At 66.6% G+C, this 19,289-nt stretch carries 20 protein-coding genes, 1 tRNA gene and 1 other RNA gene; 12 read left to right on the forward strand and 10 right to left on the reverse strand.

Going from position 1 to position 19,289, the window contains the following annotated elements:
* Positions 1 to 10: 10 nt before the first annotated feature.
* Positions 11 to 685 carry a queuosine precursor transporter gene (locus ABZ412_RS02320; RefSeq protein ID WP_357275933.1) on the reverse strand — a complete coding sequence of 225 codons (675 nt, stop codon included), beginning with the start codon at positions 683 to 685 and terminating at the stop codon, positions 11 to 13.
* Between the two features lie 160 nt (positions 686 to 845).
* On the opposite strand from ABZ412_RS02320, the gene ABZ412_RS02325 reads away from it, so the two are divergent.
* Positions 846 to 1,406 carry a DUF4190 domain-containing protein gene (locus ABZ412_RS02325; RefSeq protein ID WP_357275281.1) on the forward strand — a complete coding sequence of 187 codons (561 nt, stop codon included), beginning with the start codon at positions 846 to 848 and terminating at the stop codon, positions 1,404 to 1,406.
* A gap of 96 nt (positions 1,407 to 1,502) precedes the next feature.
* On the opposite strand, the gene ABZ412_RS02330 is transcribed toward ABZ412_RS02325, so the two are convergent.
* The 3 genes from ABZ412_RS02330 to ABZ412_RS02340 all read right to left on the reverse strand — a co-directional run bounded on the left by ABZ412_RS02330 (position 1,503) and on the right by ABZ412_RS02340 (position 3,876).
* Complete coding sequence (locus ABZ412_RS02330) at positions 1,503 to 2,270, reverse strand: RDD family protein (protein ID WP_357275283.1); 768 nt, start codon at positions 2,268 to 2,270, stop codon at positions 1,503 to 1,505.
* A 50-nt stretch (positions 2,271 to 2,320) separates the two neighbouring features.
* Positions 2,321 to 3,280 carry a tRNA glutamyl-Q(34) synthetase GluQRS gene (gluQRS, locus tag ABZ412_RS02335; RefSeq protein WP_357275286.1) on the reverse strand — a complete coding sequence of 320 codons (960 nt, stop codon included), beginning with the start codon at positions 3,278 to 3,280 and terminating at the stop codon, positions 2,321 to 2,323.
* Between the two features lie 98 nt (positions 3,281 to 3,378).
* Entirely contained in the window at positions 3,379 to 3,876 is a 498-nt protein-coding gene (locus ABZ412_RS02340; protein WP_357275288.1) for a DUF309 domain-containing protein, read from the reverse strand.
* Positions 3,877 to 4,258: 382 nt separating this feature from the next.
* Between ABZ412_RS02340 and ABZ412_RS02345 the strand changes: the two genes are divergently transcribed.
* Positions 4,259 to 4,468, forward strand: coding sequence for a DUF397 domain-containing protein (locus ABZ412_RS02345; RefSeq protein ID WP_357275290.1), 210 nt, complete (start codon positions 4,259 to 4,261; stop codon positions 4,466 to 4,468).
* A gap of 214 nt (positions 4,469 to 4,682) precedes the next feature.
* Here the strand turns inward: ABZ412_RS02345 and ABZ412_RS02350 are convergent, their stop codons facing one another.
* Entirely contained in the window at positions 4,683 to 6,302 is a 1,620-nt protein-coding gene (locus tag ABZ412_RS02350; protein ID WP_357275292.1) for a cytochrome bc complex cytochrome b subunit, read from the reverse strand.
* A 97-nt stretch (positions 6,303 to 6,399) separates the two neighbouring features.
* Here ABZ412_RS02350 and ABZ412_RS02355 point away from each other — a divergent pair, with 97 nt between their 5' ends.
* A complete protein-coding gene (locus ABZ412_RS02355) occupies positions 6,400 to 7,809 on the forward strand; it encodes a WS/DGAT domain-containing protein (RefSeq protein WP_357275295.1) in 1,410 nt (469 codons plus the stop codon).
* A 69-nt stretch (positions 7,810 to 7,878) separates the two neighbouring features.
* Here ABZ412_RS02355 and ABZ412_RS02360 read toward each other — a convergent pair whose 3' ends face one another.
* The 4 genes from ABZ412_RS02360 to ABZ412_RS02375 all read right to left on the reverse strand — a co-directional run bounded on the left by ABZ412_RS02360 (position 7,879) and on the right by ABZ412_RS02375 (position 11,013).
* Positions 7,879 to 8,304: a hypothetical protein gene (locus tag ABZ412_RS02360; protein ID WP_357275297.1), complete on the reverse strand. Its 426-nt coding sequence runs from the start codon at positions 8,302 to 8,304 to the stop codon at positions 7,879 to 7,881.
* 28 nt (positions 8,305 to 8,332) lie between these two features.
* Positions 8,333 to 9,133 (reverse strand): DUF2637 domain-containing protein, encoded by an 801-nt coding sequence (locus ABZ412_RS02365; protein ID WP_357275300.1) that lies wholly within the window; start codon positions 9,131 to 9,133, stop codon positions 8,333 to 8,335.
* A gap of 702 nt (positions 9,134 to 9,835) precedes the next feature.
* Positions 9,836 to 9,921, reverse strand: a tRNA-Ser gene (locus ABZ412_RS02370).
* A gap of 54 nt (positions 9,922 to 9,975) precedes the next feature.
* Positions 9,976 to 11,013 (reverse strand): hypothetical protein, encoded by a 1,038-nt coding sequence (locus tag ABZ412_RS02375; protein ID WP_357275303.1) that lies wholly within the window; start codon positions 11,011 to 11,013, stop codon positions 9,976 to 9,978.
* A gap of 101 nt (positions 11,014 to 11,114) precedes the next feature.
* Here ABZ412_RS02375 and ffs point away from each other — a divergent pair.
* Both ffs and ABZ412_RS02385 read left to right on the forward strand, forming a co-directional pair.
* Positions 11,115 to 11,209, forward strand: an RNA gene (gene ffs / locus ABZ412_RS02380) — signal recognition particle sRNA small type.
* A gap of 140 nt (positions 11,210 to 11,349) precedes the next feature.
* Positions 11,350 to 12,657 carry an aminotransferase class I/II-fold pyridoxal phosphate-dependent enzyme gene (locus ABZ412_RS02385; RefSeq protein WP_357275305.1) on the forward strand — a complete coding sequence of 436 codons (1,308 nt, stop codon included), beginning with the start codon at positions 11,350 to 11,352 and terminating at the stop codon, positions 12,655 to 12,657.
* Positions 12,658 to 12,823: 166 nt separating this feature from the next.
* Here ABZ412_RS02385 and ABZ412_RS02390 read toward each other — a convergent pair whose 3' ends face one another.
* Positions 12,824 to 13,666 (reverse strand): methyltransferase domain-containing protein, encoded by an 843-nt coding sequence (locus ABZ412_RS02390; protein ID WP_357275307.1) that lies wholly within the window; start codon positions 13,664 to 13,666, stop codon positions 12,824 to 12,826.
* A 75-nt stretch (positions 13,667 to 13,741) separates the two neighbouring features.
* On the opposite strand from ABZ412_RS02390, the gene ABZ412_RS02395 reads away from it, so the two are divergent.
* The 7 genes from ABZ412_RS02395 to ABZ412_RS02425 all read left to right on the forward strand — a co-directional run bounded on the left by ABZ412_RS02395 (position 13,742) and on the right by ABZ412_RS02425 (position 19,273).
* Complete coding sequence (locus ABZ412_RS02395) at positions 13,742 to 14,317, forward strand: HhH-GPD-type base excision DNA repair protein (protein WP_357088749.1); 576 nt, start codon at positions 13,742 to 13,744, stop codon at positions 14,315 to 14,317.
* Positions 14,318 to 14,433: 116 nt separating this feature from the next.
* Positions 14,434 to 15,132 (forward strand): hypothetical protein, encoded by a 699-nt coding sequence (locus ABZ412_RS02400; protein ID WP_357275309.1) that lies wholly within the window; start codon positions 14,434 to 14,436, stop codon positions 15,130 to 15,132.
* 156 nt (positions 15,133 to 15,288) lie between these two features.
* Positions 15,289 to 16,008, forward strand: a complete 720-nt coding sequence (locus ABZ412_RS02405) for a hypothetical protein (protein ID WP_357275311.1) — start codon at positions 15,289 to 15,291, stop codon at positions 16,006 to 16,008.
* A 204-nt stretch (positions 16,009 to 16,212) separates the two neighbouring features.
* Positions 16,213 to 16,926 (forward strand): hypothetical protein, encoded by a 714-nt coding sequence (locus tag ABZ412_RS02410; RefSeq protein ID WP_357275313.1) that lies wholly within the window; start codon positions 16,213 to 16,215, stop codon positions 16,924 to 16,926.
* A gap of 113 nt (positions 16,927 to 17,039) precedes the next feature.
* Complete coding sequence (locus tag ABZ412_RS02415) at positions 17,040 to 17,588, forward strand: flavin reductase family protein (RefSeq protein ID WP_357275315.1); 549 nt, start codon at positions 17,040 to 17,042, stop codon at positions 17,586 to 17,588.
* Positions 17,589 to 17,634: 46 nt separating this feature from the next.
* Positions 17,635 to 18,516 carry an amino acid ABC transporter permease gene (locus ABZ412_RS02420; RefSeq protein ID WP_357275319.1) on the forward strand — a complete coding sequence of 294 codons (882 nt, stop codon included), beginning with the start codon at positions 17,635 to 17,637 and terminating at the stop codon, positions 18,514 to 18,516.
* Complete coding sequence (locus ABZ412_RS02425) at positions 18,509 to 19,273, forward strand: amino acid ABC transporter ATP-binding protein (RefSeq protein WP_357275321.1); 765 nt, start codon at positions 18,509 to 18,511, stop codon at positions 19,271 to 19,273. Before ABZ412_RS02420 ends, ABZ412_RS02425 begins: the two co-directional genes overlap by 8 nt.
* Positions 19,274 to 19,289 lie beyond the last annotated feature (16 nt).

Raw genomic sequence — 19,289 nt, forward strand, 5'->3', positions numbered from 1 at the left:
TCGGTCCGCGTCACTCGTAGATGGCCGAGCGCTCGCGCGGGCGGTAGGACGGTTCGCGCTTCTTGAGGAAGGCGATGCAGCGGTAGCTGATCGGCAGCACGCACGCCTCGACGAGGGTCTTCCAGATGAAGCCGACGATCACGTAGTTGACGAAGTCGCCCCAGGTGTTGATGCCGATGGCGGTCGCCGCGATCGAGCAGAACACCAGCGTGTCACCGAACTCGCCCGCGATGGTGGAGCCGAGCAGTCGCGCCCAGAGATGCTTCTCCTTGGTGCGCTCCTTGATCAGCACCAGCGTGCTGGAGTTCAGGAACTGGCCCACGAAGTAGCCGGTGATCCCGGCCAGCGCCAGCTGCGGGGTATTGCCGAGCACGTCCCCGAAGGAGGTCGGGTTCTGCTGCAGGTCACCGGTGGGCAGTTTGATGACGATCTGGAAGCAGACGATCATCAGCAGCAGCGCCGCGAACCCGTAGTAGACGGTGCGGCGGGTGGCCCGGAAGCCGTACACCTCGCTGAGGATGTCGCCGATGACGTAGGCGATCGGGAAGAGGAAGAACGCGCCGTCCATGGTGATCGGCAGGATGGTCAGCGGGCCCAGGGAGAAGTGCTGTCCGGAGAAGAATTGGACGCCCTTGGCGACGCACACGTTGGAAATCAGCAGGACAGCGGTGAAGGCCACCGCCACCGGCGTGAAATATCCCCCCGCCGCGTCCGCGAATGCGGCGTGTTGCGGCGTGGGGTGTCCAGATCGGTCGGTTTCGACCGTTTCGATATCACTCACGCTCGAAAGTATCCCCTGCCTCGACCGCGGGGTATGGATAGCTGGGGTGCCCTAGGCTGGACGAATGACGAATCCTGGCGATTCCGACGAGTGGTGGAAGCAGTACGGGGGTGAGGGCGTCGCGCCCGAGACTCCGCCCGCGGCGCCGCAGCAATCGACGCCGCCTCCGCCCGGCTACACCTCCGGGCCGCAGTATCAGCAGCCGCCGCTGACCCCGCCGCCGCAGCCGGTGTATCCGAGCTATCCGCCGCCGCAGGCGAATCCGACGCCGGGCTATCCGGGCGCGGGCCAGCAGCCCACGCCGCAGCCCCCGGGCTACGGTGGCTACCCGGGCTATCAGCCCTACGGGTACGCGTCGCCGACGCAGCAGACCAGTTCGCTGGCCATCGCGTCGCTGGTGGTGTCGATCATCGGCATCCCGGCCATGTTCTTCTGCGCCTTCCTGCCGGTGATCTCGATCGTCGGACTGGTGCTGGGCATCGTCGCGTTCAACCAGCTCAAGACGAACGGGCAGCAGGGGCGCGGCCTGGCGCTCGGCGGCATCTGGGTCGGCGCGGCCGGGACGGTGCTGGGACTGGGCGGGTTCCTGATCTTTCTCATCGCCCGCGCGACGGGCTCCAGCTGAGAGACCGGCGCGGTGCGCGAATGATGTGGCGCACCAATGACAATGGGGCGCATCCGGAGAGGATGCGCCCCATTGCGTTCAGCGGAGGGAAGAGCCTCAGCCCTTCAGCACCTGGGTGCCGCCGGCGAACTGGTCGTGCCAGCCCTGCTTGGTCGGGCTCTGCTCGATGGTGATGGCGATGTAGATCGCCATGCCGAGGCCGACCAGCGTGCCCAGGCACGGGACCAGCTGCACGATCATGAACAGGTTGCGCTTGGCGGAGGCGGCCGGGTCCAGCGGCGCGCCGCCGGGGCCGACGACCCGCAGGTTCAGGATCTTCTTGCCCAGTGTCTGGCCGCCCTGCTGGGTCTCCATGAAGATGAAGTAGCCGAAGTAGATGACCGGGACCAGCACGCTCCACAGCCACGCGATGCTGCTGGGCAGCACCGCCTGGATGATGCCCGCCGGAATGCCGATGATCAGGCCGTCGATGATGCGGGCCGCGAAGCGGGTCCACAGGTCACCGGGCTGCGAGCCGCCGAAACCGCCACCGAAACCGGGCTGGCCGCCGTCCGGGTAGGGCTGGTAGGCAGGCTGGCCGTACGGCTGCTGCTGGCCGTAGGCGTCGGACTGACCGAACGGCTGCTGCGGCTGCTGGCCGTACTGCGGCTGCTGCTGCTGCTGACCGTACGGGTCGGGCTGCTGGCCGTAGGGCTGCTGGCCGTAAGGCTGCTGCGGCTGCTGGCCGTAGGGGTCGGACTGCCCGTAGGGCTGCTGCTGACCGTACGGCTGCTGTGGCTGCTGCGGCTGGCCGTAAGGCTGCTGCGGCTGCCCGTACGGCTGGCCGCCCGGATACTGGTTGGGGTCGTACCCACCGCTCGTCATTGTTCCGCCGTCCTCGTCGATTTCGTTCGGGATCTGGTCGAGTGCGTACGTTACGGACACCAGCTGGGTTGCAACAACCCGTCGGGGTCGAGTCTCCAGGGTTCTTTTGGGAGGTTTTCCGGCCGGAATCGTTCCAGGACATCGGCCGGCGTGATTGCGCCGTCGTAGCCGAGCGACGCCGCGAGCGCGCTCAGCACGTATCGCGGGGATTCGCCGAGGGCTGTCCGATCGCGCAGGGTGACCGCCCCGTCGCGCTTGGCGAGCCGTTGCCCGGAGGTGTTGAGTACCAACGGGACGTGGGCGAATACGGGGACGGGCAGGCCTAGCAACATGGCCAGATACGCCTGCCGCGGCGTGGAGGGCAGCAGGTCGTCGCCGCGCACCACCTGGTCGATGCCCTGCTCGGCGTCGTCCACCACGACGGCGAGGTTGTAGGCGGGGGTGCCGTCGCCGCGCCGCAGCACCAGATCGTCCACGGCGCCGCGGTATTCGCCGAGCAGGAGGTCGGTGACGGTGAATTCGGTGCGGTCGGCGCGCAGGCGCAGCGCGGCGGGGCGGCCCTCGTCACGCCGACGCTGCTTCTCCCGCTCGGTGAGGTCGCGGCAGGTGCCGGGGTACGCGCCCATCGGGCCGTGCGGCGCGGTCACCGCCTGCTGTATTTCCTTACGCGTGCAGAAACACTCGTAGGTCAGGTCCGCCTCGGTGAGGCGTGCGACAGCAGTGTCATAGCGGGCGAGGCGCTGCGACTGCCACACCACGGGCGGGTCCCAGTCCAGGCCGATGGCGGCCAGGTCCTCGAGTTGGCGTTCGGCCGCACCCTTTTTGACGCGGTCCAGATCCTCCACCCGCATGAGGAATTCGCGTCCGGTGGAGCGGGCGAAGAGCCAGGCCAGCAGTGCGGTGCGGAGGTTGCCCAGATGCAGATCGCCGGACGGGCTCGGTGCGAAGCGACCGGCCCCGGGCCGCCGTCCGGGGTGGGCGGCCGTTGCTGGGGCGGGGTCGGTCGGCATGTCTGTCGATGGTAGTTCGCATCCTTCGCAGCGCGGCCGACCCTTCGCCTTCGTGCCGGTGCGCACCTCGAGTGCGGCGGGACTACGGGATCGCGAATTCAGCGCGGGAGTGTGAGCCGAGCTCGAAGATCCGTGTCGGAGATGGGTTTTCCCTGCTCAATGGCCATGAGCAAGGTGTGCGCACGGTCCACCAGGCCGGGCGAGTCGATGCCGTAGGGCGCGGATCCGTAGGCGGAGAGGCGTTCGGACGCCCGTTCCAGCAGAGTGCGCGCTCCCTTGGGGTTTCCCCGCTGAATGTGGGTGAGTCCAACGGCAAATTGCGCGAGGCCCTGCCATAGCGACTTCTCCGCGAACGGACCGTTCTTCCAGGCGGCCTCCAGTACCTCGTGCGCGTTGAAAGCCAGGCCCTCGTCCAGCAGACGTTGGGCATAGTCGAGGGTTTCGGCCGGCGGCAGGTCCAGGTCATCGGGAATGCGAGGGATGCCGGGGCTGCCGAAAGGGAGGGGTCGCCCAAAACGGTCACGAGGACGGGCATTCTGGGCACGGCCGTCGTCGTCACGGTCCCGTCCGGCGTCCTCCGGTGACTGCTGGGGCATGCTCCCCATGATTCCCCATGCCCCGCGTATCTCGGTCCACCCGGGGTACCCGAGGCGTGAGCGAAGGAATTCTCATGTTTGAAATTCAATAGCCTCAAACCGGGGCTAATTTCTTGCAAATAATTTGCTGGCTAACCTTGCCACAAATTTGCTGATTGAAAACGAAAGAATGCGATCTCCTAATGACGAACCCTGCTAGGGTTTAGCGCGGGAACGGCCATCGGGGGCGCATTCCCATCGCGAAGTGCAGAGATAGGTGGTACGGAGCGTTTGCGTGCGACCCGCGGCGAGCCCCGGAGATTCGTGTTTTCGAGCGATCCCGCGGTCGCCAGGTTCGATGCCAGCAGGATTCCAAGCTTGACGCAGAAAAGGAGCTAGTACCGTGAAGGTGGATTTCACCGGCGCCGTTTGGCGCAAGAGCAAACACAGCGGCCCCAACGGCAACTGCGTGGAGGTCGCGTTTCTCCGCGACGGCAATGTCGCGGTCCGCGACACCAAGGACCACGGCGCCGGGCCGATCCTGGCTTTCACCCCGGGCGAGTGGGATGCCTTCGTAGCGGGCGTCTCCGACGGAGAGTTCAAGCGGGCCTGATCGCAGCCCCTATGCGGCCTGCCGCGGCCCCGCCGGGAAAAACGAGAAGCCCCCGAGTCCCGGAGACTCGGGGGCTTCATCATTGGCCCTACGCTTCGCTCCGGGCGGGTTCGCGGCCCCTGGTCCCGATTCTTCCCTCCTCCGCTCCTCCGCTTCGCTCCCCCGCTCCGTCAGTCCAGAATCGGGACGGCCGCGAACTTTTGAGCCCGGAGTCTCAGCGGGTGCTCTCCTGTGCGTCGCGCAATACGGCCAGCTGGGCGCGCTCGGCCGCGTGCTCGTTGGCGGCGTTGAGTTCGCGTTCCTCCGGGGGATCGGCCCAGAAGAACGCACCGGTGCCCGGGCTGCCGGCGAGGCCGAGTTGGTTCAACTTCCGGGGGACGCGGGCGCCCTGATATTCCAGGGGGATCGGATGGCCGTGCTCGTCGACGGGGCCGAGCGGCTGGTGCACCTCGATGTACTCGCCGTGCGGAAGTCGCCGCACCACGCCGGTTTCGATGCCGTGCTCGAGCACGCTGCGGTCGGCGCGTTGCAGTCCGATGCACAGCCGGTAGGCCGCGGCGTAGGCCAGCGCCGGGACGGTCAGCAGGCCGATGCGGAAGGCCCAGGTGGTGGCGTTGAGCGAGATGTCGAACTTGAAGGCGATGATGTCGTTGACGCAGGCCAGGGTGAGGATCAGGTAGAAGCTCAGCGACATGGCCCCGATGGCGGTGCGCACCGGGACGTCGCGCGGGCGCTGCAACAGGTTGTGCCGGGCCCGATCGCCGGTGAGCCGCTTCTCGATCCACGGGTAGGCGATGATCAGCGTGAAGATCAGCGGCATGAACAGCGCCACCGAGAACGCGCCGGGGATGGTGTGCCCGAACGGGTACGCCTCCCAGGCCGGGAACAGGCGCAGGAACCCGTCGGTCCACATCATGTAGAAGTCGGGTTGGGTGCCGGCCGAGACCTGGGAAGGGTTGTACGGCCCGAGATTCCAGATCGGATTGATCTGCAGCAGTCCGCCCATGAGCGCGAGCGCGCCCAGGGTGAAGGCGAAGAACGCGCCCTGGTCCAGTGAGAAGACCGGGACGATGCGGGTGCCGATGACGTTCTTCTCGCTGCGTCCGGGCCCCGGGTACTGGGTGTGCTTCTGATACCAGACCAGCGCGATGTGAACAACGATGAGCGCCAGCATGATTCCGGGCAGCAGCAGCACGTGCGCGATGTAGAGGCGCGGAATGATGATGGTGCCGGGGAAGTCTCCGCCGAACATGAGCCAGTGCAGCCAGGTGCCGATGACCGGACTGCCCAGGGTGATCCCGGCGAAGGCGGCGCGCAGGCCGGTGCCGGAGAGCAGGTCGTCGGGCAGCGAGTAGCCGAAGAAGCCCTCGAACATGGCCATGATCAACAGCAGCGCACCGATCACCCAGTTGGCCTCGCGGGGTTTGCGGAAGGCGCCGGTGAAGAAGATCCGGCACATGTGAACGATCATCGACGCGGTGAACAGCAGCGCGGCCCAGTGGTGCACCTGCCGGATGAACAATCCGCCGCGTACGTCGAACGAGAGGTTGAGCGCGGTCTCGTAGGCCCGCGACATGGTGACCCCGCGTAGCGGCTGATAGGAGCCGTTGTAGGTGACGTCGCCCATGGAGGGGTCGAAATACAAGGTCAAATAGACGCCGGAGAGCAGCAGAATGATGAAGCTGTACAGCGCGATTTCACCGAGCAGGAACGACCAGTGAGTCGGAAATACCTTGTTGATCGATCGTTTCAGGAATGCGGCACCCTGGTACCGCTGATCCATCTCATCGGCTTGTTTCCCAAGTCGACCGGCGATCTTGTTGGTGGTTGCCATAGCGGTCACCCCGCCCCCGGGACAGTGCCAGTGCTTCTACTACAAACGGTAGCACTGCCGTCTCCGCAGCGCATCGGGTTTTCGTTATGGTCGTCGGGTGAATTCCCTGGCCGCCCGGGACGCCACCATGTACTGGCTGTCCGCGCGCACCCGCAACGATCTGTTTCTGCTCTACTGCTTCGCCGACACGGGGTGCGACGCCGAGCGGCTGCGGACGGCCGTCGCGAACCGGGTGGTCCACATCCCGGATTTGCTGGTCCACGTGCTGGACGCTCCCGCGAATATCGCGTATCCGATGTGGGCGACTTGTGAATTCACCGCCGATCAGTTCGTCGACCACGACCTCGGCGATGCCACCTGGGCGACGCTCACCGACGAACTCGGCACCCTGCTCGGCACCGGCGTGCGGGCGAATGAACGCCCCTGGCGACTGCACGTCTTCCGAAACGTTCGGGACGTGCCTGGATTCGCTGCCGGGGAGTCCGCCCTCGTAGCGGTGCTTCAGCTGTCCCACGCCCTGGCCGACGGGCGTCGCGCGGCCGCCATCGCTCGCGCGCTCTTCGGTACGGGCGACGTTCCGGCGGCACCCGTGCCGCGTCCTTCGGCCGCGTTCCTCCTCCGTTCGCTGCCCCGCCGCGTGCGCGACACGGCGACCGGCGCGTTCGCCTCGGCTCTCGCTCTGCCCACTATCCCGATCGACATGGCGCGCACCATGATTCGCGGCCTGGCCGCCGTCCGCGCCCAGCGCGGCCTGGCGGATCTCACCGCCGCCGGTGAACTCCCGCCCCCGGCCCCCGATGTCGAGCCGACCCTCCTGAACGGCGCCGGCGCACCCCCGCAAGCGCATATCGTGCGAATGCTGGTGTGCGACAAGACCCGCCTGCGCGCCCAGGACCATTCGGTCACGGTGGTCGCCCTCACCGCCATCTCCTTCGCCCTCGAACGCTATCTCCGCGACCACGACGCGGCCGTCGCCGAACTCCGCGCCCAGGTGCCCATGGCGGTCGCCGCGCTCGGAACCGACGGCCCGGACCGTCCCGCCCGCAATGCCTACCGCGACCTCTCGGTCGATCTGTCCCTCGCCGAACCACGGCCGCGTGCCCGCGCCGACCGTATCGCCGCCGACCTGACCGCCCGCCGCACCCGCGCCGCCCACCCCCTCCAGCACGCGCCGGACGCGGTGACCGCCGTCCTGCCGGCCCCGATCCTCCACCGCGATGTAGCCAACGCGCCGATCGACATACTCCCCGAACGAGTTTCGGGTCACACCGTGGTTTCCAGCGTCGACCGCGGTCCCGCGGATCTCGAGTTCGGCGGCGGTGCGGTGCGTTTCACCGCAGGGTTCCCGGCCCTGGGCGCGGTCATGCACCTCACCCACGGTGTGACCGGTCTCGGTGACACCGTCACCGTCTCCGTGCACGCCGACCCCACCGTGATTCCGGATCCGGACCGCTACTCGGAGCTGCTGGAATCCGCTCTGGACGAGGTTGCGCGCGCATTGCGCTGAACCGCGAATGCGAAAGCCCCCGGCGGATCGAGTCCGGCGGGGGCCTTCGAGGTGGAGTTCGGTGGAGAGTTAAACCATTCCGTTGATCAGCGGATGCTCGGACAGGCTATCGGGTGCACCCCACTGGGTGTGGGTGAGTGCTTCGAAAACACAGATCAACAATAGTTTTCGCGCGCGATGGCCGGAGTGGCTGTCGGATTCGCCACCGACGTCCTGGATTCGCATACCGACCGCCGGGTTGCGGCGCGGTGCGGGTTCCGACAACATCCAGAACATTTCGGGTCCCATCAAAGTCGAGCGCCCGCCCGTCTCGCTGAACCACCGACCGGAGTATTCGATCATCAGATCGGTGAATGATTCGACGTTACCGAATGCTTCGGTGAACTGAGTCATCGCACCCGATCGATCCAGACTGTTCTGGATGATCGAAGCCAGCCGGATCGCGATCTCCCGGAACTGATCTACTCCCTGGTCCTGCCACATGTTCATCGCCATACTTCGCTCCAGAAGGGTCGGTGGTGCACTACATTTGCGCAGCGGTCATGTAGAACTGGCGCCGTTCGTCGGCGTCCAGCGGGACGGGCCTGTGCTGGGTGCTGATGCCGGCGGTCTGGCCCAGGGAATATCCGGGTGCCGCGGATTCCAGTGGGTAGAGCCTCGGCTGAGCCGCGGGATATGGGTCCTTGGCGCGCCCCGTCTCCTGCCAGTCGAGCGCCGCATCGCAGAGCTCGGGTGCGGGCTCCGGGTCGTCGTGCTCGACCGCGGCGACTACATCCTCTAGCTCGGACACCTCGATCTCGTCCGCGAGGTCGGAGGCCTCCAGCTCGGCCGCGTTTTCCGCTGCGACCTGCTTGCCGCGTTCCCAGAGCATCAACGTGAGATGCACGGCGAACAGCATGGTCAGTGGCATGCCGGCGTAAAGGCACATCGGCACGACGCTGCCGCCGATCTCGTGGGCGTACTGGATATTCCCGGCGATCGAGACGAGAGTCGACAGAGCGAACAAGGCGGTCGAGTACCACCAGCCGACGCTCCATTGCCGGAATGCGGCGGTGGCGATGATCGAGGCGATCACCAAGCCATCGATGGCGATCGGCACATTCGAGGCGAGATCGGGCGGAACCAGATTACGCACCGAGAGTTGGTGCAACGCGGCAAAAGACATCTGAAATGACTTGACTGCCACCACCGAAGTCACCAACAGCGAAGCATGGGCCAGCCGGGGTCTGAACGAACTCAGTCGACGGAGCGTGCCTCCCGTCCCGCGTGACGGGGATACTCGCACTTCGCCATTCGTAGATCCTGCGGTAGTCATCGTCACCATGGCGGCGAGGGTACCGCGCGGTCGGTCGTCTATTGCGCATCGTCTTGTTTTCAGATGCTTTGGGGTCCCGAGTTCTAATCTGCGGCGATTGAAATCGGTGAACTATTGCCTGAAATCCCCTCTACTGCAACAGGTCAAGACTTTCGGCAATGGTCGGAAGTGCTGTAATCATCAGCCTATGGGTGTTTCGTAATGATTATCCGTAATGTCCTTCTGCTCGTTGGGTTCTGACGGGAGCGCGGTCGCAAGCGGTCGAGCATGCCATCCAAAAGCGAACTCTCTCAGACGATTGCGACACCATGACCCACGCGGCGTCGAACGCCTCGGCATCGGCGATCGGCCGGTCTCGCCGGACGAGACATCGACCGTGACCGACATGGGCCTGCGGCGCTCGAACCGACCACCCGAGTTGATCCACTTCTCAACCGAGTACGGGGAGATCGCATCGGCGGGCAGCGTCAGAGCTGTGACGTAACTAACACGCTGATCGACCGGCTCCCCGAGCGAGTCTCGGGTCATGCCGTCGTCTTCAGTACCGACCGCCCGGCCTCGCCGACCCCGCCGCGCTCCCGGACCCAAACCACTGCCTGAGCCTGCTGGAATCCGCTCTCGACGAGGTAGCCCGCGCATTGCACCGCGCCGGGTCGGCTTCGGATATGCGGAAGGCCCCGACCGGACTGAGTCCGGCCGGGGCCTTCGAAGCGGAGGATAGGGGATTTGAACCCCTGAGGGCTGTTAACCCAACCCGCGTTCCAGGCGAGCGCCATAGGCCACTAGGCGAATCCTCCGTCGAGCAATATACCGGGTACACCCCTGGTGGAAGCAAATGCAGTGGTCGGCGGCTACTTCTTCTTCAGATTGCTGAGCGCCTTCTGGGCCTGCTCCTTGCACACCTGGGCGATCTCGTCCTTGCTGACGCTCTGGCCCTTGCCCATGCGCAGGCGGATGTTGACCTTCACCGAAGCGTTGTCGTCCTTGACCGCGACCGTGTAGTCGGTGGTGGTGAAGGAGGAGTAGTCGTCGACCTTGGCCGCCCAGTAGCCGGCCTCGCCGATGCCGTTCACGTCACCGGCGGTGCGGCCGCTGCCGGTGGTGCCGGTGTCGCTGGTCTTCCAGATGTCGTATTCGGGGCGGTTGTAGGCGCTCGACGAGCCGCTCAGCAGCGAGACGTTGAGGGTGAGGTCGGCGGTATTGGCGATCGCGTACTTGTCGGTCTTGGAGGTTTCCTCGTTGCCGGCCCGGCAGTCGAAGCGGCCGCCCGAGTAGTCGGTGGGCTTGGTCTCGGAGTGCTCGGGGGTGCCCTTGGAGTTGGCGGCCCACTTGTTGAGCACCGAGGTGTCGATCACGGTGCAGCCGTTGGTGATGCCCTCCATGGAGTACTTCCCGGCGGCCTTCTTCTTGTCCCCGCCCAGCGGCGACGGGCTGTCGCTGCCGCTGAGCGCGACCACGCCGATCACCGCGCCGACGATCACCACCAGGCCGATCACCCCGCCGATGATCCAACCGGTCTTGTTGCCGCCCGAACGCGGCGGCTGTGCCGGATAGCCGTAGCCCTGACCCGGCGGCGGGACCGGGGGCTGGGCGAACTGCTGCTGCGGGAAGCCGCCGGACAGGGGCTGGCCGTAGGCGTCGGTCATGGGCTGCTGGTAGCCGGGCATCGGCTGCTGCGGGTAGCCGGGCGCGGACTGCCCGGTCGGAAGGGGCTGGGCGGGTGGCGTGTACGGGGGCATGCCGCCGGCGGCGTAATTGAGCATCGTCGGGTCCGCACCCTGAACCGGCCGGCCCTCCCCGGCGGCGGGCGCGGTGGCCCACCATTGCGCGGTCTCCTGGGCTTTCTGCGGGTCGTGCGGCGCACCGGCTCCTGGATCGGAACTCGTCATATTCGTCTCTACCCCTCCGGAAAATCGCGGGCGACCCCGCATATCGCAGGCATCGTATCGACCCCGGGAGGCACCGGGCTCGGTGAGCCGCTACACTGGCCGACGGATCCAGCGCGGCGCGCATCCTGTGAACTCCCCCAGGGCCGGAAGGCAGCAAGGGTCAACGGGCTCTGCCGGGTGCGCTGGGTCCCCTTTCTTTTTCCGGCCCGGTCGTGCGGGTGACGGAAGTACAGATATCCCTGCCGAATCGGATACGCCGCCTAGTAACCTGGGCGGTTGGGTTCGCGGTGCGCGCAACCCTGGACATACATCCCACGCCATTGGAAGGGCGCTCAGATGCCTCGGCAGATGCAATTCGGTTTGATGAGCCATGCGGAACTCGTGACGGAACACGAGACGCAGACCGCGAACTACGCGAAGCTCAAGACCGAGAAGCTGACGCTGGACATTACGAGGGGTAAGCCCTCGCCCGAGCAGCTGGACCTCTCGCAGGGACTCCTCGAGCTGCCGGGCGCCGCCGACTACCGTGACGCCAACGGCACCGACGTCCGCAATTACGGTGGCCTGCACGGCCTGCCGGAGCTGCGCGCGATCTTCGGCGAACTGCTCGGCATCCCCGTGTCGAATCTGCTGGCCGGCAACAACGCCAGCCTGGAGATGATGCACGACCTGCTGGTGTTCGCCATGCTGTACGGCACCGCGGATTCGGAGCGCCTCTGGGCGGACGAGCCGGTGCTCAAGTTCCTGTGCCCGGTCCCGGGTTACGACCGGCACTTCGCGATCACCGAGTCGCTCGGCTTCGAGATGATCCCGATCCCGATGAAGAACGACGGCCCCGACACCCACCTGATCGCGGAGCTGGTCGCGTCCGACCCGAGCATCAAGGGTCTGTGGGCGGTGCCGAACTACTCCAACCCGACCGGCGTCACGTTCTCCGAAGCCGTTACCCGCGAACTGGTTTCGATGCCCACCGCGGCTCCGGACTTCCGCCTGTTCTGGGACAACGCCTACGCGGTGCACCCGCTCACCGACACCGCCGAACCGGTGCTGGACGTGCTGGGTATGGCCGCGGCGGCCGGCAACCCGAACCGCCCGTTCGTGCTGGCCTCCACCTCGAAGATCACCTTCGCGGGTTCGGGCGTGAGTTTCTTCGGCTCCTCCACCGCGAATGTGGAGTGGTACTTGAAGCACCTGGGCAAGAAGACCATCGGCCCGGACAAGGTGAACCAGCTGCGGCACCTGCGCTTCTTCGGCGACGCCGAGGGCGTGCGGGAGCACATGCAGAAGCACCGGGCCGTCCTGGAGCCGAAATTCAAACTGGTGCTGCGGATTCTGGAGGACCGGCTGGGCGCGTCGAAGGTGGCGTCCTGGACCGAGCCCAAGGGCGGCTACTTCATCAGCCTCGACGTGCTGGAGGGCACCGCCAGCAAGGTGGTGGCGCTGGCCAAGGACGCGGGCATCGCGCTCACCCCGGCCGGTTCGTCCTACCCGTACGGAAAGGACCCGGAGGACAAGAACATTCGCATCGCGCCCAGCTTCCCGTCTCTCGGTGAGCTGGAGAAGGCGATGGACGGCCTGGCCACCTGCGTCCTGCTGGCCGCCTCCGAGAAACTCATGAGCTCCCCCGCCTCTCCGCGCCTTTAGCGGGCGGCATGGGTGCCGTGAACTACTGGCGACCCGTGCCGGCGGCGGGGTGCCGCTGACCATTTCGGGCGTCCCCGGCGAGTTACCCTCGCCTCCCGAAATCAGTTGTCGCGAAACGTCTTTCGCTGCTCGGGCGCGCATCGAATCGATGCGCGCCCGAGTTGTTTCAGTTCGGCTTGTGCGCCAGCACCGCGAAGATGGTCACCGACAGGTGGATGTCGCCGCTGGCGGCTCCGGCCTCCAGGTCGGCGAGCAACTGATCGCGCTGGGGCTCGCTGATCGAGCCCCGCGCCACCGCGCGATCCGCGACCCGGGCGACCAGTGCGCCCGCGCCGACGCTGCGGTCCTGGATCAGGGCGTGTGAGCCGATTTCGTCGACGACCAGTCCGGCCGCGGCCAGCTGCCCCGACAGGCGGCGGCCCGCGAACGGGTTGGTGGTGCCCGCGATCATGGTCTCGATCACCTCGTGCACCACGTGCCGGTCACCCGGGTGCACGATGGCCGAGCCCCAGTCGGTGTCCATCACCACGACCCGGCCGCCGGGCCGCAGCACGCGGGCGATCTCCCCGACGGCGCGGGCAGGTGCGGTGAGGTGCTGGAAGACGCGTTCGCACAGGGCCACGTCGAAGCTCTCGCTGCCGACGGGCAGGCCGTAGGCGTCGCCGCTGACGAAGGTGGCGGTGGAGCCGACCTGGGCGGCGCGGCGTTCGGCGGCGGCCAGCAGGTTCGGGTCGGGTTCGACGCCGAGCGCGGTGCCGGTCGGCCCGACCAGCTCGGCCAGGGTCAGCACCTCCGACCCGGCGCCGGCGCCGATGTCGACGGCGCTCTCGCCGGGGCGGGTGGCCAGGGCCTCGTGGGCCCAGGCCCGCAGGCGCCGGATACCCGGCAGCGCTGCCTGTAGATCGTGGACGTCGACGAGCTGGTCCTGTCCGTCACGGTCGAAACGGTCCGGTCGCAGTCCTGAGTCCGCACCAGGTTGCGGCACGGTTCGCACTGAAGAATCAGCCATGGTGTCGGGCATATGCCGAGCCTAGTCGTGACCCACGTCACCGCAACGCAAGATGAATGGGATGATCGATGCATGGTGAGCCGCACGCTGTGTATTGCGCAGGAATCCGATGCCGACGAGCTGCTTTCGACCGATGATTTCGCCCTGTTGGTCGGGATGATGCTCGATCAGCAGTTTCCGATGGAACACGCATTCCGTGGGCCGTGGAAACTGGCCGACCGCATGGGCGGCTTCGATATCCATCGGATCGCCGCCGCCGATCCCGCGGAATTCGAGGAGCTGGCCGCTACCCCGCCGGCCATTCACCGCTACGGCCGCTCCATGGGACGACGGGTCCAGGAGCTGGCCCAGTACATTCTGGACAACTACGGCGGCAATACCGCGGGCCTGTGGACCGACGGCGATCCGGACGGCAAGGAAGTCCTGAAACGGCTCAAGAAACTGCCCGGCTTCGGTGACCAGAAGGCCCGGATCTTCCTCGCCCTGCTGGGTAAACAGCGTGGTCTGGCCGCCGCCGGCTGGCGCGAGGCGGCCGGCGCGTACGGCGAGGACGGCTCCCGCCGCTCGGTCGCCGACGTCACCGACGCCGAATCCCTCACCCAGGTGCGGGAATTCAAGAAGCAGGCCAAGGCCGCCGCCAAGGCGAAGTAATCTCCCTCACTTCCACGGCATCGAATCAAGCTGGTTTTTAACCTCCAGTTTCACAGGGGGTTCACAGATGCTTGCCGCCGACAGTTCAGTTCTCGGCAGTGGAAGCAGTACAGAAAATGAAGATGAGGGAATTCGCCGGGATCGCGGCATTGCTGGTCGCGGCGACGGGGGTCACCGCCGGCACCGCGTACGCCGGTCCGGCCAAGACCGATGACGGCACGATCAACTACACATCCCAGGTCACCGAGCAGGGCAACACGGTGGTCAGCACCGACGCCGGCTCGCTGGTCGTCGAGGACGGTGCGCTGAAGGTCAAGGCGGCGAATGGAACCACCGTCGCCGGCACCGAATTGAAGTTCCGGATCGACGATTTCGAGTTCCCGATCGCGGCGCAGATCAGCGACCGCACCGCCACCCTGACGCCGCAGGCCGACCTGGCGCACGCGGTGTACAAGCCGGTCGCGCTGCCCTACGAGGATCAGGCGCCGTGGAAGACCCAGTACGACCGTGAGCTGGCCGCCTGGAACCGCTTGACCAGCACCATCTCCGCGGGCGCGACCATCGGCACCGTGGTCGGCGGCCTCGGCGGCGCGGCGCTCGGCTGCGTCCTGGGCGGCGTCGCCTTCGCGACGGCGACGGCCCCGCTGGCCACGCTGTTCGGCGTCGGACCGCTCGCCGGTTGCTTGATCGGTGCGAGCACGGTCGGCTTCCTGGGCACCATCGGCGGTCAATTGCTCGTCACCGCGCCGATCGCGATCGCCGCTGCGGTGCAGTACTTCACCACTATCAACCAGCCGTTCACCGCGCCCAAATAGGTTTTTTCGGCAACCGATGGGCAAAGGTTCACCGCGCCGGAACCAAGCTGCCACATGGCGTTTGTAAAGGCCGGTTTCCATCACTGGGCCCCGGGGATACACCTGATCTGGTTTCCCCGGGGCACACCGCTCATCTCACGAGGGATTTTCGAACACATGCGTCTCAAGAACTTCACCGCGGTTTCCGCGCTGGTCATCGCCGCTCTGGGCGTCACCGCCGGCACCGTGAACGCCGCGCCCGCCGCCGATAACAACGGCGTGATCAACTACACCGCCACCAACTCCGAGACCAACACCGTCATCCGTACGGATGCCGGTTCCATGGTCGTCGAGAACGGCAACTTCGTCATCAAGGCCGCCAACGGCAATGTCGTCGCCGGCATGCCGCTGAAGGTGCGCGTGGACGACTTCGAGTTCCCGATCGCCGCGGAGATCTCGGACCACACCGCGACCCTGACCCCGCAGTACGACATGGACCACGCCACCTACGCGCCGGTCGCCAAGGATGTCGCCCTGCCCTACGAGGACCAGGCTCCGTGGAAGTCGGACTACGACCGTGAGCAGGCCGCCTGGAACCGTATGAAGGACACCATCTCCCTGGGCGCCACCGTGGCGACCCTGGTCGGTGGTCTGGGCGCCGCGGCCGTCGGCTGCGTCCTCGGCTTCGGTGTCGCCGGTCTGGCCTCGGCCCCGCTGGCCGCGCTGTTCGGCGCCGGCCCGGTCATCGGTTGCCTCGTGGGTGCGGCCACCGTCGGCTTCCTGGGCACCATCGCGGGTCAGCTGCTGATCACCGCGCCGGTCGCCATCGCCGCCGCGATCCAGTACTTCACCACCATCAACCAGCCGCACATCACCGCTCCGGCTCCGGCCAAGTAATACTCGGTCCGAGTAAAGAGCAAGGGGCGCAACAGGCATCAGCGATCACCTCATCGGGACAGCCCGCTCGGTCATTCGACCGGGCGGGTTTCGCAATTCGGGAGTGTTCACCGTATGAGCACCCGTGCGACATATTTCGTTCGCGTCGACCCGTTTCGATCATGCGGTCCAACCACGCGGACTGCCTGATGAGGAAACCGAGAAATGCGCTTCAAGACTTTCGCCGCGACCGCGGCCCTGGTGTCCGCTGCCATGGGCGTCACCGCCGGTACCGTCAACGCCGCTCCGGCCGCTGACAACGGGGTGATCAATTACACCGTAACCACTTCCGAGACCAATAGCGTCATCCGGACCGATTCCGGCTCGCTGGTCGTCGAGAACGGTGTCTTCAAGATCAAGGCCGTGGACGGCACCGTCGTGGCCGGTATGCCGCTGAACTTCCGCGTGGACGACTTCGAGTTCCCGATCGCCGCGGAGATCTCCGACCACACCGCGACCCTCACTCCGCAGTACGACATGGACCACGCGACCTACAAGCCGGTCGCCGAGGCCAAGGACGTCAACCTGCCCTACGAGGACCAGGCTCCGTGGAAGTCGGACTACGACCGTGAGCAGGCCGCCTGGAACCGTATGAAGGACACCATCTCCCTGGGCGCCACCGTCGGCACTCTGGTCGGTGGCCTCGGCGGCGCGGCCGTCGGTTGCGCCATGGGCGCGGTCGTCTTCGCCGCCGCGACGGCCCCGCTGGCCACGATGTTCGGTGTCGGCCCGCTGGCCGGCTGCTTCATCGGCGCGAGCACCGTCGGCTTCCTGGGCACCATCGCGGGCAACCTGCTCGTGACCGCCCCGGTCGCGATCGCCTCCGCCTACAACTACTTCGTCACCATCAACCAGCCGCACCTGGTCGCGCCGAAGTAAGTCGCACAGCAGCATCCCGAACCCCGTCCGGCACCCGCCGGGCGGGGTTCGTCGTTGTAATCGGGGTGAGCCCAATCCTGTCGCCGCGCTGCGGCCGATGCTGGAGTGGATCGATGGGTGACCTGACCTCGATTCACGGCGCGGCAGCCGCGCTCACTCCGGTCGACGGGACCGATCTCCGGAAGACCTTCGCGTACTTCCCCAGCGCTGTGGTGGCGCTCTGCGCCCGGCTCGGCGGAACGCCGCACGGGCTGGTGGCCAGCACTTTCGTGCCGGTATCGCTGGATCCGCCCCTGGTGTCGGTGTGCATTCAATACTCGTCGGAGACCTGGCCGCGGCTGGAGCAGGCGAGCCGATTGGGCTTGAGTCTGCTCAGCAGCGACCAGGAGAGCGCGGCGCGAGGTCTGAGCTCCAAGCGTGGAGACCGGTTCCGGGGTGTGGAGCTGCGGGGCGGGAACGGGAACGCCGCGTTCGTGGCGGGGGCGACGGCCTGGCTGGAAACCTCGGTGTACGAGCAGGTTCCGGCGGGAGATCACGCCGTGGTGCTGCTGCGGGTGCATCGGGTGGGCGTCAGCCCGGAGTCCGAGCCCCTGGTCTTCCATCGCAGTGATTTCCGCGCACTTTCCGGGAAATCGATTGAGGCGCAATTGAATTCAGCCTGAGCCGGACCGGCGACAGGGTGCGCCGGGCTTCGTATCGTCGGTGTCCATGAGCACCCTGGCGGTATCCGCGCAGACGGCGGAGGCGACCGGAGCCGAGGACGGTGATCTGTCCGTCGTCCGCACCCGCCACCCGTGGCGCTGGGTCACGGGGGCCGTCGCGCTGGTGCTGGTCGCGCAGTTCGCGCACGGGCTGATCACCAATCCGGGCTGGGACTGGGGCACGTTCGCGCAGTACGTCACCGCGAAATCGGTGCTGTCGGCGCTGAAAGTGACCCTCGAGCTGACCTTCTGGGGCACCTTGCTGGGGTTCTTCCTCGGTATCTGGCTGGCCGTCGGCCGCCTGTCGAAGAATCCGGTGTTGAAGGCGATCGCGTGGACCTATATCTGGGCGTTCCGGTCGATTCCGCTGATCGTGCAGCTGCTGTTCTGGTTCAACCTCGCCTATCTGTACAAGACGCTGTCGCTGGGCATTCCCTTCGGCCCGGAGTTCGCGCGATTCCAGACCAATGGCGTGATCAGCGGATTCACTGCGGCTGTCATCGGTTTGGCGTTGCATCAGGCGGCGTATTCGGCGGAGATCATCCGAGCGGGCATCATCTCGGTGGATGCCGGGCAGTGGGAGGCGGCGCGGTCGCTCGGACTGCCGTGGCGGCGTCAGTTCTTCACCATTGTCGGGCCGCAGGCCATGCGCGGAATTCTGCCGAATGCCGCCAATGAGGTGATCAGCCTTTTCAAGGGCACCTCGATCGTGTCGACCATGGCGATCGCCGAGCTGTTCTATCAGGTGCAGGTCATCTACGGCCGGAACGGCCGGGTGGTGCCGCTGCTCATGGTGGCCACGGTCTGGTACATCCTGCTGACCACGGTGCTCAGTGTCATTCAGTTCTATATCGAACGGCGCTTCGCGAGAGGAACCGGCGATGAGTGAATTCGCGATCGAATTACGTGGTATCCGAAAGTCTTTCGGCCGCACCGAAGTGTTGTCCGGAATCGATCTGACGGTGCGGCCCGGCGAGGTCACGGTCATTCTCGGTCCGTCCGGCTCGGGCAAATCGACGCTGCTGCGCACCATCAACCATCTCGAGCAGGTGGACGGCGGCACCGTGCGGGTGGGCGGCGAGCTGGTCGGTTACCGCCGCAAGGGCCGCAAACTCTACGAACTGCACGAGCGCGAGATCCTGCGCCAGCGGGCGCGGATCGGGTTCGTGTTCCAGAACTTCAATCTCTTTCCGCACCTGACGGTTCGGGAGAATGTGACGCTCGCGCCGGTGGCCGCGCAACGCCGCTCCAAGGCCGAGGTGAACGCCGAGGCGCTGGAACTGCTGGCGCGAGTCGGGTTGGCGGACAGGGCCGGCGAGTATCCGGGCCGGCTGTCCGGCGGGCAGCGGCAGCGGGTGGCCATCGCCCGGGCGCTGGCCTTGCGGCCGGAGGTGGTGCTGTTCGACGAGCCGACCTCCGCGCTGGACCCGGAGCTGGTCGGCGAGGTGCTCGACGTGCTCGAGGATCTCGCGCGCGGCGGTTCCACACTGGTGATCGTCACCCACGAGATCGGGTTCGCCCGCAAGGTGGCCGACACGGTGGTGCTGCTGGACGCGGGCCGCGTCGTCGAGCAGGGACCGCCCGCGCAGGTGCTCGACGCCCCGACTCATCCCCGCACCAAAGCCTTTCTCGCCCACGTGCTCTGACCCCCAACGCCGGATA

The organism is Nocardia sp. NPDC005746, from assembly GCF_040630785.1.
Lineage (GTDB): Bacteria > Actinomycetota > Actinomycetes > Mycobacteriales > Mycobacteriaceae > Nocardia.

Coding starts and splice junctions, on each gene's coding strand:
- ABZ412_RS02350 (WP_357275292.1), bottom strand. CDS start 6,302: ATGGCAACCACCAACAAGATCGCCGGTCGACTTGGGAAACAAGCCGAT.
- ABZ412_RS02365 (WP_357275300.1), bottom strand. CDS start 9,133: ATGGTGACGATGACTACCGCAGGATCTACGAATGGCGAAGTGCGAGTA.
- ABZ412_RS02410 (WP_357275313.1), top strand. CDS start 16,213: ATGCGCTTCAAGACTTTCGCCGCGACCGCGGCCCTGGTGTCCGCTGCC.
- ABZ412_RS02360 (WP_357275297.1), bottom strand. CDS start 8,304: ATGGCGATGAACATGTGGCAGGACCAGGGAGTAGATCAGTTCCGGGAG.
- ABZ412_RS02330 (WP_357275283.1), bottom strand. CDS start 2,270: ATGACGAGCGGTGGGTACGACCCCAACCAGTATCCGGGCGGCCAGCCG.
- ABZ412_RS02425 (WP_357275321.1), top strand. CDS start 18,509: ATGAGTGAATTCGCGATCGAATTACGTGGTATCCGAAAGTCTTTCGGC.
- ABZ412_RS02375 (WP_357275303.1), bottom strand. CDS start 11,013: ATGACGAGTTCCGATCCAGGAGCCGGTGCGCCGCACGACCCGCAGAAA.
- ABZ412_RS02340 (WP_357275288.1), bottom strand. CDS start 3,876: ATGCCCCAGCAGTCACCGGAGGACGCCGGACGGGACCGTGACGACGAC.
- ABZ412_RS02405 (WP_357275311.1), top strand. CDS start 15,289: ATGCGTCTCAAGAACTTCACCGCGGTTTCCGCGCTGGTCATCGCCGCT.
- ABZ412_RS02415 (WP_357275315.1), top strand. CDS start 17,040: ATGGGTGACCTGACCTCGATTCACGGCGCGGCAGCCGCGCTCACTCCG.
- ABZ412_RS02390 (WP_357275307.1), bottom strand. CDS start 13,666: ATGGCTGATTCTTCAGTGCGAACCGTGCCGCAACCTGGTGCGGACTCA.
- ABZ412_RS02420 (WP_357275319.1), top strand. CDS start 17,635: ATGAGCACCCTGGCGGTATCCGCGCAGACGGCGGAGGCGACCGGAGCC.
- ABZ412_RS02325 (WP_357275281.1), top strand. CDS start 846: ATGACGAATCCTGGCGATTCCGACGAGTGGTGGAAGCAGTACGGGGGT.
- ABZ412_RS02385 (WP_357275305.1), top strand. CDS start 11,350: ATGCCTCGGCAGATGCAATTCGGTTTGATGAGCCATGCGGAACTCGTG.
- ABZ412_RS02400 (WP_357275309.1), top strand. CDS start 14,434: ATGAAGATGAGGGAATTCGCCGGGATCGCGGCATTGCTGGTCGCGGCG.
- gluQRS (WP_357275286.1), bottom strand. CDS start 3,280: ATGCCGACCGACCCCGCCCCAGCAACGGCCGCCCACCCCGGACGGCGG.